The 15,411-nt window shown below is 45.8% G+C and carries 13 protein-coding genes; 11 read left to right on the top strand and 2 right to left on the bottom strand.

Annotated features, from left to right (window positions below; genetic code table 11):
* The 11 genes from B4J23_RS12985 to B4J23_RS12935 form a co-directional block, all read left to right on the top strand.
* The coding region (locus B4J23_RS12985) for an O-acetylhomoserine aminocarboxypropyltransferase/cysteine synthase family protein (protein ID WP_291361163.1) at positions 1–1,273 on the top strand (1,273 nt) is incomplete at its 5' end.
* Between the two features lie 297 nt (positions 1,274–1,570).
* Positions 1,571–2,458: an SDR family NAD(P)-dependent oxidoreductase gene (locus B4J23_RS12980; protein WP_291361161.1), complete on the top strand. Its 888-nt coding sequence runs from the start codon at positions 1,571–1,573 to the stop codon at positions 2,456–2,458.
* Positions 2,459–2,673: 215 nt separating this feature from the next.
* Positions 2,674–3,456: a bifunctional phosphoribosyl-AMP cyclohydrolase/phosphoribosyl-ATP diphosphatase HisIE gene (gene hisIE, locus B4J23_RS12975; RefSeq protein WP_159122705.1), complete on the top strand. Its 783-nt coding sequence runs from the start codon at positions 2,674–2,676 to the stop codon at positions 3,454–3,456.
* A 19-nt stretch (positions 3,457–3,475) separates the two neighbouring features.
* A complete protein-coding gene (locus B4J23_RS12970; protein ID WP_291361159.1) occupies positions 3,476–4,978 on the top strand; it encodes an AAA family ATPase in 1,503 nt (500 codons plus the stop codon).
* 40 nt (positions 4,979–5,018) lie between these two features.
* Positions 5,019–6,407 carry an AAA family ATPase gene (locus B4J23_RS12965; RefSeq protein ID WP_291361157.1) on the top strand — a complete coding sequence of 463 codons (1,389 nt, stop codon included), beginning with the start codon at positions 5,019–5,021 and terminating at the stop codon, positions 6,405–6,407.
* A 437-nt stretch (positions 6,408–6,844) separates the two neighbouring features.
* Positions 6,845–9,682 carry a monovalent cation/H+ antiporter subunit A gene (locus tag B4J23_RS12960; RefSeq protein ID WP_291361165.1) on the top strand — a complete coding sequence of 946 codons (2,838 nt, stop codon included), beginning with the start codon at positions 6,845–6,847 and terminating at the stop codon, positions 9,680–9,682.
* 4 nt (positions 9,683–9,686) lie between these two features.
* Positions 9,687–10,052 (top strand): Na+/H+ antiporter subunit C, encoded by a 366-nt coding sequence (locus B4J23_RS12955; protein WP_034169749.1) that lies wholly within the window; start codon positions 9,687–9,689, stop codon positions 10,050–10,052.
* Positions 10,052–11,860: a monovalent cation/H+ antiporter subunit D gene (locus tag B4J23_RS12950; protein WP_291361154.1), complete on the top strand. Its 1,809-nt coding sequence runs from the start codon at positions 10,052–10,054 to the stop codon at positions 11,858–11,860. Before B4J23_RS12955 ends, B4J23_RS12950 begins: the two co-directional genes overlap by 1 nt.
* Positions 11,860–12,378 (top strand): Na+/H+ antiporter subunit E, encoded by a 519-nt coding sequence (locus tag B4J23_RS12945; RefSeq protein ID WP_284879470.1) that lies wholly within the window; start codon positions 11,860–11,862, stop codon positions 12,376–12,378. The genes B4J23_RS12950 and B4J23_RS12945 overlap by 1 nt, the downstream gene beginning before the upstream one ends.
* Complete coding sequence (locus B4J23_RS12940) at positions 12,375–12,650, top strand: monovalent cation/H+ antiporter subunit F (protein WP_004787192.1); 276 nt, start codon at positions 12,375–12,377, stop codon at positions 12,648–12,650. The genes B4J23_RS12945 and B4J23_RS12940 overlap by 4 nt, the downstream gene beginning before the upstream one ends.
* 10 nt (positions 12,651–12,660) lie before the next feature.
* Positions 12,661–13,059 (top strand): Na+/H+ antiporter subunit G, encoded by a 399-nt coding sequence (locus B4J23_RS12935; RefSeq protein WP_180011354.1) that lies wholly within the window; start codon positions 12,661–12,663, stop codon positions 13,057–13,059.
* A 79-nt stretch (positions 13,060–13,138) separates the two neighbouring features.
* Here the strand turns inward: B4J23_RS12935 and B4J23_RS12930 are convergent, their stop codons facing one another.
* Together B4J23_RS12930 and infB are read right to left on the bottom strand one after the other, a co-directional pair.
* Positions 13,139–13,543, bottom strand: coding sequence for a ribosome-binding factor A (locus tag B4J23_RS12930; RefSeq protein ID WP_004810065.1), 405 nt, complete (start codon positions 13,541–13,543; stop codon positions 13,139–13,141).
* A partial coding sequence (gene infB / locus B4J23_RS12925; protein ID WP_291361150.1) for a translation initiation factor IF-2 occupies positions 13,543–15,411 on the bottom strand: 1,869 nt, incomplete at its 5' end. The genes B4J23_RS12930 and infB, both read right to left, overlap by 1 nt.

Here is a 15,411-nt window from a genome sequence, read left to right as displayed (position 1 = left end):
TTATAAAGCAGAAACTTTAGCGATTCACGCAGGCTATAGCCCGGAACCTACTACTAAAGCTGTTGCGGTTCCCATTTATCAAACTACCTCATATGCTTTTGACAATACTCAGCACGGTGCAGACCTGTTTGATTTAAAAGTTCAGGGCAATATTTATACCCGTATCATGAACCCAACCACGGCAGTGCTGGAACAACGTATTGCAGCTATGGAAGGCGGGATTGGTGCGCTGGCATTGGCTTCGGGTATGGCTGCGATTACCTATGCGATTCAGACCATTGCTGAAGCGGGTGACAATATTGCTTCAGTGTCTACTTTATATGGCGGCACCTATAACCTGTTTGCGCATACGCTGCCTAAACAAGGGATCGAAGTTCGCTTCTTTGATTATCAAGACCCGGAAGCATTACGTGGCCTAATTGATGACAAGACCAAACTGGTTTTTGTGGAATCAATTGGTAACCCGCTGGGTAATATTATTGACCTCGAAGCGATTTCCAAAATTGCCCATGAATATGGCGTACCAGTCATCGTCGACAATACTGTAGCGACACCAGTCCTACAGAAATCTTTTGATTTCGGTGCCGACATCGTGGTGCATTCACTGACCAAATATATTGGTGGTCATGGGAATTCGATTGGCGGCATTATCGTGGATAGCGGTAAATTCCCATGGGGTCAACATGCCGAGCGTTTCCCTGCTCTGAATACACCTGATCCGAGTTATCACGGTGTTAATTATGTTGAAGCTTTAGGTGAAGCGGCGTATATCGCGCGTGCTCGTGTCGTACCTCTGCGTAATACCGGGGCAGCGATCAGCCCGCAAAATGTATTTTTAATTCTGCAAGGCTTGGAAACTTTGAGCCTGCGTATGGAACGTCATACTGAAAATGCGCTGAAGGTTGCAGAATATTTGCAACAGCATCTAAAAGTAAAATGGGTCAATTATGCCGGTCTGAAAGATCACCCGCAGCATGCTTTGGCACAAAAATATGTGAAAGGTAAACCGTCTGCCATTCTGACTTTTGGTGTAGAAGGTGGCCGTGAAGGCGGTGCCCGTTTTATCGATGCCCTGCAACTGTTCACCCGTCTGGTCAATATTGGGGATGCTAAGAGTCTCGCCTGTCATCCTGCAACCACCACCCACCGCCAGCTCAATCCTGAAGAGCTTAAATCAGCAGGTGTGAGTGAAGATATGGTTCGCTTATCGATCGGAATTGAACATATTGATGACCTGATTGCGGATCTAGAACAGTCTCTTGCAGCAGTTTAAGCGCCATTTTAAAGCAAAAAACTCCAGCAAAAATGCTGGAGTTTTTTTATTTATTTTTTTGAATACAATCACTTGCTTTGTGATTTATTTTTATGATAAAAATCAATTGAAACGGCGAACACAAATAGAGCAATTACTCTAATTTTTTATTTTATTTTCAATAGTTTAATGTATAGATTTTCTTAAATAATTAGTTATCATATTAGTACTCATCTTCGCTCTTATCTCTGTTAGAGCCATCTTTGATTTTTTAATAAAAATAATTTGAACGCAGTCTTCAAATTAGGGATAACAAACGTGAAAACTAGACTACAGAAACAATTGGAAAAACGTATTGCAGGTAAAACTGTTCTCATTACAGGCGCATCCAGTGGTATAGGTTTAACGACGGCACATCAGCTGGCAGATGCTGGCGCACATGTTTTACTGGTCGCGCGTACCAAAGACACCCTAGAACAAGTAAAAAAAGAAATTGAATCCAAAGGCGGTAAAGCTTCGGTATTTCCATGTGATCTCAACAATATGGAATCCATTGATGAAGTGTCCAAACAGATTATTGCTTCAGTCGACCATATCGATATCCTGATTAACAATGCGGGCCGCTCGATTCGCCGTGCGGTGCATGAATCAGTAGATCGTTTTCATGATTTTGAACGTACCATGCAGCTAAATTATTTTGGTGCAGTGCGCCTGGTGATGAATATCCTGCCGCAAATGATGATTCGCCGTGCAGGTCATATCATCAATATCAGCTCGATTGGTGTATTGGCGAACGCCACCCGCTTCTCGGCTTATGTCGCATCTAAAGCGGCACTGGATGCTTTCAGCCGCTGTCTGTCTGCAGAAGTCCATTCACATAAAATTGCAATCACTTCAATTTATATGCCTTTGGTTCGTACACCAATGATCGCACCGACCAAGATGTATAAATATGTGCCTACCCTGTCTCCGGAACAGGCAGCTGAACTGGTTGCTTATGCGATTGTGAAACGTCCGAAGAAAGTCGCAACCAATTTGGGACGTCTGGCTTCGATTACCTATGCGATTGCACCAGACATCAACAATGTCCTGATGTCGATCGGTTATAACCTGTTCCCAAGCTCTTCAGCATCAGTGGGTCAGCCACAAAAACTGAACTGGGTGCAAAAGGCCTATGCACGGATCTTCCCGGGCGAGCACTGGTAATTTCTTCAAGAATATTCCGGCCGCCTACTGGCGGCTATTTTATTTCTGTACTTTAGCGATTCAGCCGCTCAGGTTTATAATCTGAATGCGCCCAACGACACATCCTGTCTTTTCAGGCACAGATTTTTGCCGCAAATGCGACGAGATCACGTACACTATGGACGGATATTTCCTATCCATCTTTTTATATTCTGATTCAATTAATGGAAACCCTTATGAACAACGTGCAATGGCTCGATGAAGTAAAATTTAACGAACAAGGTCTGATCCCTGCCATTGCCCAGCACCATCAAACTGGTCGTGTATTGATGGTCGCCTGGATGAATCGTGAAGCGCTAGCTTTAACTGCCGAAAAAAATCAGGCGGTCTATTTCTCCCGTTCGCGCAACAAGTTATGGCATAAGGGCGAAGAATCTGGTCATTTCCAGACCGTGCATGAAATCCGTCTGGACTGTGATGCGGACGTGATTATTTTACAGATTGAACAGCATGGTGGCATTGCCTGCCATACCGGCCGTGAATCATGTTTCTATCGTAAACTGACACCGAATGGCTGGGAAATTGTCGATGCACAAATCAAAGATCCTGCTGCAATTTACGGTGAAAAATCAACAAATCCTCACACCCTTGCTATGAATGCCTCAACCGCTCAGTCTGAACAGGTTGAAGTCTTGTCATACTTGGGCGAGATGATGGCAGAGCGTAAGAAAGCTGATCCGGAATCCTCTTATGTGGCCAAGCTGTACCATAAAGGCCTCAACAAGATTCTGGAAAAAGTCGGTGAAGAAAGCTTTGAAACCGTGATCGCGGCTAAAGATTTCAAAACTGAAGCCTCTGAAGACAACAAGAATGACCTGATCTATGAAGTAGCTGATCTGTGGTTCCATACCATTGTCATGCTTGGTTATTTTGACCTTGATCCACAACTGGTCCTGAATGAACTGGCACGCCGTCAGGGTCTATCCGGTCTGGTTGAAAAAGCCAATCGTCAACATTAAGTCGTGAATGAATCTACCTGTGTCTGATCTGCAAAAACCCAAAGCGACCTATGAGCAGGCCACTGCCATTGATAACGCACGTCTGGGAAAATCTTTTAAAGTCATTGCCTATGCGGGCACAGGTAAAACTACGACCCTGCAAATGATCAGTGATGCCATGCCGGAACGGCGTGGCATGTATCTGGCGTTTAATAAATCCATTGCCTCAGAAGCACAAAACAAGTTTCATCGTGGTGTCGACTGCCGTACTTTCCACTCCCTGGCTTTTCGCAGTGTTCCACGTGGAGTCACGGATAAACTACGCCTACCGCGTTTAAGTCCAAGCTTTATTGCCAAAGAATATCGCCTTGAACCGATGACCTTGCGCCGGATGATGGGCGGACGTTATGAAAAATATGTACTGATGCCTTCGCGTCTGGCCAGTCTGGTCGCGAATGCAGTTGGCTATTTCTGCTCAACCAGTTCGCAATATCCCGCCCCGCGACATATTCAGGCACCGAGCTGGCTACACCCAGATGATATTGAAGCATTGCAAAAGAAACTTTATCCAGCAGTTGAACGGCGTTGGTTAGAGTCAATTGATCCCAATCATCAGGCCGGGATTGGGCATGATATTTACCTGAAACTTTGGGCATTGTCTGAGCCCAATATTCCTGCCGACTATGTGCTGTTTGATGAAGCACAGGATGCCGATCCGCTAATGCTCGGAATTTTGCTAAAACAGCGTAGCACTCAGGTCATCTATGTCGGTGATGCACATCAGCAGATTTATGCCTGGCGTGGTGCAGTGAATGCCATGCAGCAGCTGCCACTACCTGAATCTCGTCTGACCACTTCATTCCGTTTCGGGCCTGAAATTGCGCTGAATGCTAATGCCATTTTAGGAGCATTGAATGAAACTGTGCCCCTACTCGGTAATCCGCACTTAAATTCCAAAGTGGTCAATAAACCACATACCAAACTACGCGATGCGATTCTATGTCGGACCAATGCGCGTGCTATGGAACTATTACTTGCCGGTTTAGTACGTGGCGATAAAGTCAGCCTGCAAGCGGATCATATCAAATTAAACCGTTTTGTTGATGCCGCCGCGATGCTGAAACAAGGCAAGCGTGTGGTTGATGTACCTGAGCTGGCCTGGTTTAATTCCTGGCATGATGTGCACGAGTACTGCGAGACCAATGAAGGTAGTGATATCAAACCTTTAGTCAAACTGGTTGATGAACATGGTACTGATCCCCTGAAAACTGCTCTCGCCAAAATCACTCCAATCGGGCAAGCAGACTACATTATCTCTACCGCGCATAAGGCCAAAGGTTTGGAATGGGATCGGGTACACATTGAGGATGACTACCAGTTCAAGCTGAACGAGAAAGACCATAAAATTAGTGACGAAGAGTTACGTCTGCTGTACGTGGCCTGTACTCGTGCTAAAGTAAGCTTAAATATTCATCACATTTATGACCTCATTCAACAACTGAAAATCAGGATGCCACAGTCACTGCGCCAAGCCGTCGGCTAAGGTAAAACATAGATGTAAAAAATCACGCTACAGGTGATCCATGCACATCGAAAAAATACAACTTAAACATGCTCTGCACTTTTCTAATATCCAGCTTGATTTTGATCTGCAAAAAACACCTGTGACTTTAATTCTAGGTGATCAGGGTTCGGGTAAAACCACCTTGCTGCGCTTGAGTTATCAGGCTTTGACCTGGTTTTCTGCCCGTTTTCGTGACTTGCGTACCGCAGGTTTAAGCATGCTGGATCAGGATATCCTGCAAAATCGTCTGCAATCCAAAATTGATATCCAGGTGCGTTTTCCTGACGATTTGAGGTCATTGCCTGAATCAGCACAGGGAGAAGCTGCCCAATCCTGTTCTTGGCAGTTATACAAAACTTTAAATAGTCAGGGCATTGGCTTTGCCAAAGCGGAAACCCAGCAACTCGATACCATGGTGAATCTTTATCAGAAGGCAAGACAACATGACCCTTTGCTCGGCTTGCCTATGGTCGCCTATTATCCGGCTGAACGCTTCGTCAATGAAATCAATTTACTCAGCAAAAATAATCAGGCCATTTTTCAGACTGCGCATGCCTATGAAATTACTGCTATCCCTTTTACGACTTTTGCACGTTTCTTTGAATGGTTTCGTGAAATCAGTGATATCGAAAATGCACAAAGTGCCAAGATCATTGACCAGATTCTAGATCAGGCGCTACAGCAATCGGATGATATACAGGTAGATCAGCTGGTCCAGCAAATTGAAAAAGCTAAAGCACATATGCATAAACCGAGCCTGACTGCCTTGCGTAAAGCTTTATCCATTGTACTACCAGAACTTAGCCAGATTTATCTGGACTACCAGCCCAAGCTGCAATTGATGGTGCGTTATCAGGATCACACCTTTAGCTTTCAGCAGTTGTCGAGCAGTATCCGGAACTGGATTGCACTGGTGGGAGATGTTGTACGGCGCCTTTGTCTGCTTAATCCGCACAGCTTATTTCCCTGTCAGGAAGGTACTGGCATTTTACTGATTGATGAAATTGATCATCAACTGGATCAGGACATGGCCGCCGTCATTTTACCGCGTCTGCATCAGGCGTTTCCTAACTTGCAGATTATTGTGACTGGAAACCGGCCGGAATTGCTGGAGCAGGCTCAGGATTTTCAATGTCTAAAACTGGAAAATAAACAGTTGCATCCCATCCATCTAAATCCAATGCAGGTTCAGTATGATCATTTTTATGCAGAGTTGCCGCTTGAGATGAGCCAAAATCATTCAGATATAGAAAAAGTTGAAGATGCACTTCAGGAACCAGAAATAGTCAACTTGACGGCTCAGTCTGTTTTGCAACTGATTCAGGAACAGCTAAGCACAGAACAGCAGCAAGAACTTTTACAACTGTTGAGTCAAGATAATTCACAAAGCCTGCCTCAATCTTCTTAACTAGTGCTGAAACGATAATGCAATTTAAAAATTAAAATCAGGATGCAAGAATAGGTTTTGATTTTCTGCATTTCTGATCAAGAAGTTATAAATTTTTATCAATAAATGCAGGGAGTTTGATCTTTATTTTCGGTCAAATTTGTACGAGATGTTCAAGCATGCACCCCATATCAAAACCAAGCTTACGTATAATCTACAAGTTCTACATAAAAAGATTGATGTTGTGGTTATCCTGTAATATGATCGGTTTTACTTGCAATTTTCGTTGTAAAATCGGAATTTGCTATCGTTTATAAGTTGCGCAATACAACTGTTTTATTCTGTTTGAATATCATTCTGGCTTTCAAGATCGAGAAGTTTTGGGTCGCTCTTTGTGGTCCTGTAATCCTTGAAAGATAAAGATTCACCCTAGGTTGACCTTAACCTATATCACGACAATGGATACGAGTGTGCTGCCAATTATTATATTGTTACCGTTAGTATTAGGCACAACCCTTGTCTCGTGGCTGAAGCAATTTTCACGCGGGGTAACGGCTTTAGGAGCAATTGCCGTCAGCCTCAGCAGTTTCTTATTACTGTTGAGTCAGGCGCCTGCTGTATTTAATGGAACGGTAATTACCCAGACCTGGTCCTGGCTACCCCAGCTTGGAATCGATTTCAGTTTCCGGCTGGATGCTTTGGGCATGCTGTTTGCTCTGCTGATTAGTGGGATTGGTACCCTGATTTATATCTATGCCTATTACTATCTCAGCCCTAAAAACTCCCTGAGTAAACTGTATTTCCTGCTGATGCTGTTTATGGCAGCGATGCTCGGCATTTCATTGTCTAATAATCTTCTGATTCTCCTGATCTTTTGGGAACTCACCAGTATTTCTTCCTTTCTGCTGGTCGGTTACTGGAGCAATTATGAAGCGGCTCAACGCGGCTCACGCATGGCTCTGACCATTACCGGGATGGGCGGCTTATCTATGCTGGGTGGTTTTATTCTGCTCGGACAGATGACGGGTACCTATCAGATTGACCAGATCCTGATGATGGGTGGACAGATTCAGGCGCATGCTCTATTTGTACCGACATTATTATTAATTTTACTCGGTGCTTTTACCAAAAGTGCGCAGTTCCCGTTTCACTTCTGGTTACCAAATGCGATGGCTGCACCGACGCCGGTGTCTGCCTATCTGCACTCTGCCACCATGGTCAAAGCAGGCCTGTTTTTAGTTGCACGTTTATTGCCGATTTTTGCAGGCGCGGCACTGTTCCATAATATTGTTACTTTTATCGGGTTATTTACCCTGTGTGTGGCAGCGTTCTTTGCCATCTTTAAAGAAGATCTGAAAGGTCTGTTGGCCTATTCAACTATTAGCCATTTAGGCCTGATCATGTGTCTGCTGGGTATTGGCTCACCACTAGCCGTCGCAGCAGCAATTTTCCATATCATTAACCATGCAACCTTTAAAGCTGCCTTGTTCATGATTGCCGGGATTATTGACCATGAATCCGGTACCCGGGATCTGCGAAAATTGTCTGGTCTTTGGCAAATGCTACCTTTTACCGCAACGCTGACCATGATCACCGCTGCCTCCATGGCTGGTATTCCATTCACCAATGGTTTCTTGTCCAAAGAGATGTTCTTTACCGAACTGGTCGCAAACTTAAGTGGCCCAGTCATGGTGGGTGCAGCCATTGCAGGAACACTGGCCGGAATTTTCGCTGTCGCCTATTCGATTCGTCTGGTACATGGCGTATTTTTTGATGGTCCGTTAGGCCAGCAAGTCCCAAATAAAGATGCGCATGAGCCGCCATTCGGTATGCGTGCACCGGCTATTTTACTGGCTTTCCTGTGTATCGCAGTTGGTCTGCTACCAGGATTGCTGGTCGAAAAGATTGTAAATAGCACCACACAAGCGTCAACCCAGAATTTCGCCTTTGAAGGAACTCACCTCGCCCTCTGGCACGGTATTAATCTGCCTTTGGTGATGAGTATCATCGCGATATTCGGCGGTGCAATTTTCTATTTTGCACTGGCCAAAGGCGGTGCGATCCGGGAAATTGATCTGGATCCAAAACTGGGCAAACTGCAAGGCCGTGTATTGTTTGATCTGTTCCTGAAAAATCTGTTACTGAATTCACGACGTTTCCGCCGTGCGACTGAAAATGGCAAATTGCAAAGTTACATTTTGTGGATTGTGCTGTTTACGATTGGCCTGGTGGGCTATCCACTTGTAGTCAATGGGATCGACACCGGTAGCCGCGAACTGACCCATGCTCCAGTGCTTGCCATCGTTCTATGGTTACTGCTGTTCTCAGCCTGCTGGATGATGCTGTGGTTCCATCATGAACGGATTAAAGCCATCCTGATCAGCGGTGCGGTCGGTCTGGTCGTCACCATGGTTTTCATTGGTTTTTCAGCACCCGATCTGGCTTTGACCCAGATTACAGTCGATGTAGTAACGACGGTTCTGCTACTAATGAGCCTGTCACTCCTGCCACAACTCACGCCTTATGAATCCAGCCCGACCCGACGCTGGCGAGATGCAGTGATTGCAGTCTGCGGAGGTCTAGGAATTGCAACAGTTGCCTGGCTGGTTATGACACGTGACCATAATTCAATTTCCTGGTTCTTCATCCAACAATCGATTCCGCTTGGTGGCGGTACAAACGTCGTCAATGTAATTCTGGTCGATTTCCGTGGTTTCGATACCTTCGGCGAGATTACCGTACTTGGGATTGCTGCCATTGGGGTACTGAGTCTGATGGACGGTATGCGTGCCCATGGCACCACCATTACCCAAGGCCTGACTTACCGTTTTAACCCCTCCCCTTTGATGCTGCGTATTACAGCATCGTGGATTTTACCGGTAGCCCTGGTGGTTAGCCTATATATCTTTATGCGCGGCCATAATCTTCCGGGTGGCGGTTTTATTGCCGGTCTGGTCACCTCATTGGCCTTGATCATTCAATACGTTGCCATTGGTCAGGATCATGCAGAAAAAATGCTGGGAGCTAAATCTGGACGTCTCTATGAAATCTGGATTGGTATCGGCCTGACTATTGCAGGCCTAACCGGTATCGCAGCCTGGTTCTGGTCACGTCCATTCCTGACCAGTGCCCATATTCATGTCCATCCGCCATTACTTGGCGATATGCATCTGGCTTCTGCTGCACTATTTGATGTCGGTGTCTATGTCACCGTAGTCGGTGCGACCATGCTGATGATTTCCGTTCTGGGTGACTCCCGTCACTCCAGTATGACTGGCCCAGTACCAAGAGGATAATAGAATGATTAGTTTAGAACTTTTATTAGCCTCAGCAATTGGCCTACTTACTGCCACCGGGATCTATCTGATTCTGCGGGCACGTACCTTTCCGGTCGTCCTTGGACTGGCCATGATTGGTTATGCAGTGAACCTGTTTTTATTTGCCATGGGCCGTATTCAGATGAATTCGCCTGCAGTGCTCACCGAAACCACGCAGGTCACCGATCCTTTACCTCAGGCCTTGGTTTTAACCGCAATTGTAATCGGTTTTGCCACCACCGCCTTTATTGTACAGCTGGCCTTACGTAGCCGTTATGAATCAGGAACAGATCACGTTGATTCCAAAGAAGAGATACCGCAACATGACCCACGTGAGGATGAGCCGTAATGACTGATCTTCTCAACTTCTTGAATCAACACACCCCTATTTTCAGTATTCTTTTACCGGCGTTTACTGCCTTTATTTTAGTACTGTTAGGTAACCCAGGTTCCGGTTCTCTGATTACCGACTGGCGTCAGCCTTGGCGTCGTAGCGTGAGTCATATTTCGACCCTATTGGGTTTGATTATGGCGATTGGCTATCTGATCAATAGCAGTCAAGGGCAAATTAGTGTCTACACTTTAAGTGAATGGGCCGCCCCTTTTGGTATTGTGCTGGTCCTGGACCAGCTCTCTGCCTTGATGCTGGTACTGACCTATACACTCGCTTTGCCAATCGTTTGGTATGCCAGTAAAGAATGGGATATTCGCGGGCGCTATTTCCACGCCATGGTCCATTTTCTGTTAATGGGGCTTAGTGGTGCCTTCCTGACCGGTGACTTGTTTAACCTGTTCGTGTTCTTCGAGATCTTGTTAATGGCATCCTATGTCCTGCTTTTGCATGGGCAAGGCAAGGCACGCTTCCAGCTCGGTGTACATTATGTGGCTATTAACCTGCTCGCTTCTGCCATGTTCCTGATCGGACTCGGGATGATTTATGGCAGTGTCGGCAGCCTGAATATGGCTGATGTTGCTCGTCTGATGCCAACTCTGGCAGGTGACGAACATAAGCTGGCCGTTGCAGGCGGACTGATGCTATTTGTGGTGTTCGGGATCAAGGCTGCCATGTTACCGGTAGGCCTGTGGCTTCCTAAAACGTATGCTGTTGCAACTACTCCGGTGGCTGCCCTGTTTACCATCATGACCAAAGTCGGGATCTACGCAATTATCCGGGTCAATGGCACTGTATTTGATGATGAATATAGCCATCAGATCCTGATGAACTGTCTGCTGGTCATTGGGGTGATTACCTCACTGTATGGCGCATTTGGTGCAATTGGAACTGAACGTCTACGTCGTTTTGTCGGCTTTATGATCCTGTCTTCAGTCGGGACTATTCTTATTGCGATTGCCATGAACAGCACCCAGGCTTGGGCAGGTGCCTTGTACTATATGGTGCACAGTACCCTGATTGGCGCAGCCTTTTATATCCTGTGTGGCTGGATTACTTCACAACGCGGTGAATTTAAAGATCACTTTAAAATTGCACCACAGATGAAACAGAATACTTTGGTTTCTATTGTGTATTTCATCATTGCCTTGATGATGGCCGGCTTGCCACCTTTCAGTGGCTTCTTCGGTAAAGTGTTTATCCTGCAAGCTTCAGGACAGTCTGAGCATCAAATGCTGATTATCTTTACGGTTCTACTGGTCAGCTTACTGAGTATTCTAGCTTTTACCCGGGTCGGTTTTATTCTGTTCTGGCGTTCAAGCCGACCGGAACAGGATGAAAATTCTGAAGAATTCAGCAAATATGAAGCCTTACCCAGCAAGGCACCGGCACGAAATGACCGGGTCATTTATCTGTTATTGCTCAGTCTGACAGCCTATGTTGTTTTTGCTGCACCGATTTATCAATATAATTATCAGACCGCAGCACAGATTAAGACCAATCCGATTTATGAAGCAGCACTGTTAAAACGTGATGCTGAAGGTAAGTTTATTAGTGTACAGCCATTTGATCCGGGTTATTTACCAGAAACCAAATACGGTGGTGAAACGCCTGATCCAAATGCGCATCTGATTCCTTATGTCATTTCAGAAAACACCTTAAATGGCGATCATATTTCTGAATTTAAACAACGTCAGATTGATAAGCAGTATATTGAACAGAACAAATACGACGACAATCAACTTAAACCGGCGGAGGGACTTTAATGGCTGAATCATTACTTCAACGCTGGTTTCCTCATCCTTTCGTTTCTGTGATTGTGGCGATGAGCTGGGTCATGCTGGCCCATAATATGGAAGCCGGCACAGTGCTCATGGCACTATTTCTGGCCATCTTGATTCCGAGAATGGTCGCCCCTTTCATTGATTACACGCCGAATATCCGGTGGATCCCGGCGATGCGCCTGTTTTGGATCGTTGTTTGGGACATCATTGTCGCTAATATTAAAGTCGCGATTTTAGTACTGGGACCGACCAAAAATCTGCATCCAAAATGGTTTCGTGTTCCTCTGGATACCGAGCATGAAGAAGTGAATACTTTGCTGGCAATGATTATTACCACCACACCAGGTACAGTCTCTGCGGGGATTGATCAGGATCGTGGCGATATTCTGGTGCATGCCTTAAGCACGGATGATGAAGAGGCCGAAATCGAAACCATCAAACAGCGCTATGAACAACCTTTGATTAAAATTTTTAGCGCACAATCAGGAGCTGAAGCATGACCATTCTGCCTTATGCATTGCTGATTTGTCTGGGTGCTGTCACGATTTCCATGTTACTGTGTCTGATCCGACTGGTTATGGGCCCCTCAATCGTTGACCGTCTGCTGGCACTGGACACCCTATTTTTAAATGCAACCTGTCTGGTGGTGATTCTGGGAATCTACTGGAGCAGCACTTTCATGTTTGAAGGTGCCCTACTGGTGGCCATGCTGGGCTTTGTTTCTACCGCTGCCCTTGCCCGCTATTTCACCACTGGACATGTCATCGACTAGGAGTTTTTAAATGCCTTTAATTTTAGAAATACTAGTTTCGATTTTTTTATTGATTGGCGCGTTTTTTATGCTGGTGGGTGGCATTGGGATGATACGTCTACCCGACCTTTTTATGCGTCTGCATGCACCGACTAAATCCAGTACCTTAGGCCTGGGAAGCTTTCTGATCGCTTCTATTATTTTTTCGGCTATCTATGGTCGTTTAGGTTTTGCTGAAATACTGATTACCCTGTTTGCCTTCATTACTGCACCGGTATCTGCCAACCTGATGGCGCAAGCGGCCTTGCATTTACGTTTGCGCTCGATGAGTGGTGAAGTGCCAGAAACACTAGAACGTCCATTGCCTTGGCAGAAAACCCGCCGTCGTGCATTTTATGAAAAGAAAATGAATGACCAGGATTCAAAGTAATAGTTAGCCAGCTCTACTTAAAAGTTCAACAATAAAAAAGCCACCCTAAGGTGGCTTTTTTATTGCGCTTTATAAAAGCTTATTCTTCATCTTTCTTGTCTTCAGCAGGAGGTAAATCCTTCACTGCTTCAGCAATCAGACCAAACATATAGTTACCATATGCATTGGTTTTGTCGTAATGGAAACGTAGACGAGGTGTAATACGTGTCTTGATTCGACGACTCAGTTCATGGCGCAGGAACCCTGATGCCTTATTCAGGACATCCAGTGTTTCTTTATTAGCGGCTTCACTTTGCTCATCACCAAGTTCACGACCCATTACTGTGACATAAACTTCTGCATATCCTAAGTCTGGGCTCACCTTCACGGCTGAGATGGTCACCAGACCACCCAGACGTGGATCTTTCAGCTCCTGACGGATCAGTTCAGACAACTCGCGTTGTACCGTATCCGCCATACGCTTCAGACGTTGACTACCCGCCATTAAAGACTCCGTTTAATCAATTGCACATCATACACTTCGATCTTGTCGAGAGGTTTGATGTCTTTATAGCCTTTCACCGCAAGACCACATTCCATACCGGCACGAACTTCTTCCACCACTTCTTTGTAGCGACGAAGAGATTCTAGCTCGCCCTGGAAGATCACCACGTCATCACGTAATACGCGAATCGGTTTGTTACGGTGTAATACGCCTTCAAGCACCATACAGCCTGCTGCAGCACCGAATTTGCTTGAGTGGAACACTTCACGCACTTGAGCAACACCCAAGATGGTTTCACGGTGTTCAGGAGCAAGCTTACCGCTCATCGCTGCTTTCACGTCATCAATCAATTGATAGATCACTGAGTAGTAACGAATGTCGATACTGTCTGCATCTGCTTTTTGACGTGCAGTATTGTCGGCACGTACGTTAAAGCCAAGAAGAACCGCTTCTGAAGATTCAGCAAGTGTGACGTCAGATTCAGTAATAGCACCAACACCAGAACCGATGATACGTACTTTTACTTCATCCGTTGAAAGCTCAGCCAATGCAACATGCAGCGCTTCCAATGTACCGCGTACATCAGTTTTTAATACCACATTGACGATCGGCACATCTTTTTTGCCCATAGACGCCATGATGTTTTCAAGACGCATTGCAGATTGACGTTCAAGACGTTTTTGACGTTCACGATCCATACGCGCATCGGCAACTTCACGTGCTTTCTTCTCGTCATTCACAACAAGAACTTCGTCACCTGCCATCGGCGCTTCTGGAAGACCCAGAATTTCAACTGGAATCGAAGGACCTGCAGACTTGATACGTTTACCGTTTTCATCGGTCATGGCACGAACGCGGCCATAAGATGAACCAGCAAGAACCAGGTCACCCACTTTCAGCGTACCGTTTTGTACAAGAATAGAAGTCACTGCACCGCGGCCTTTATCAACACGCGCTTCAATCACAACACCTTGTGCCGCACCTTCTTCAGACGCCTTCAATTCAAGCAATTCAGACTGAATTAAAATCAAGTCAAGAAGTTCGTCAATACCCGCACCAGTATGTGCAGATACTTTCGCGACAGGAACGTCACCACCCCATTCTTCAGGTACGATTTCTTTGGTGGTCAATTCGTTCAATACGCGATCTGGATCAGCAGAGTCTTTATCCATCTTGTTGATTGCAACAATGATTGGCGTACCCGCTGCACGTGCGTGATCGATTGCTTCTGCAGTTTGTGGCATCACGCCATCATCTGCTGCAACAACCAGAACTACGATATCAGTCGCTTTGGCACCACGTGAACGCATTGCAGTAAACGCTGCGTGTCCCGGAGTATCAAGGAATGTGATAATACCTTTATCCGTGGTTACATGGTAAGCACCGATATGCTGGGTAATACCCCCTGCTTCGCCTTGCGCCACTTTAGCACGACGAATACGGTCCAGAAGCGATGTTTTACCATGGTCAACGTGACCCATGATAGTCACAACTGGCGCACGAGTAGTTTGCGCACCACGTGCTTCTTCAGCCTGTTCAAGCAGGTTATCTTCGACTGCAGTTTCAGAAACCAGTACCGGGTTATGACCCATTTCTTCAACCACAAGTGCCGCGATTTCCTGATCGATTGCCTGGTTTTGAGTAACCAGTTCACCCATTTTCATCAGTGACTTGATGACTTCACGAACCTTAACCGCCATTTTCGCAGCAAGGTCAGCAACGACAATCGTTTCACCGATTTCAACGTCATAAACCTGTTTTTTCACTGGCTTTTCAAAACCATGCTTGTTCGCTTGGCTAGATTTCAAACCACGTTTGTGTGAGTTATCACGGAAAGACTGCTCTTCACCACGACGACCACCTTTCTT

The sequence above is a fragment of the Acinetobacter sp. UBA3025 genome (assembly GCF_002367915.1).
Taxonomy (GTDB): Bacteria; Pseudomonadota; Gammaproteobacteria; order Pseudomonadales; family Moraxellaceae; genus Acinetobacter.
This window is presented reverse-complemented; position numbering and strand designations above follow the sequence as displayed.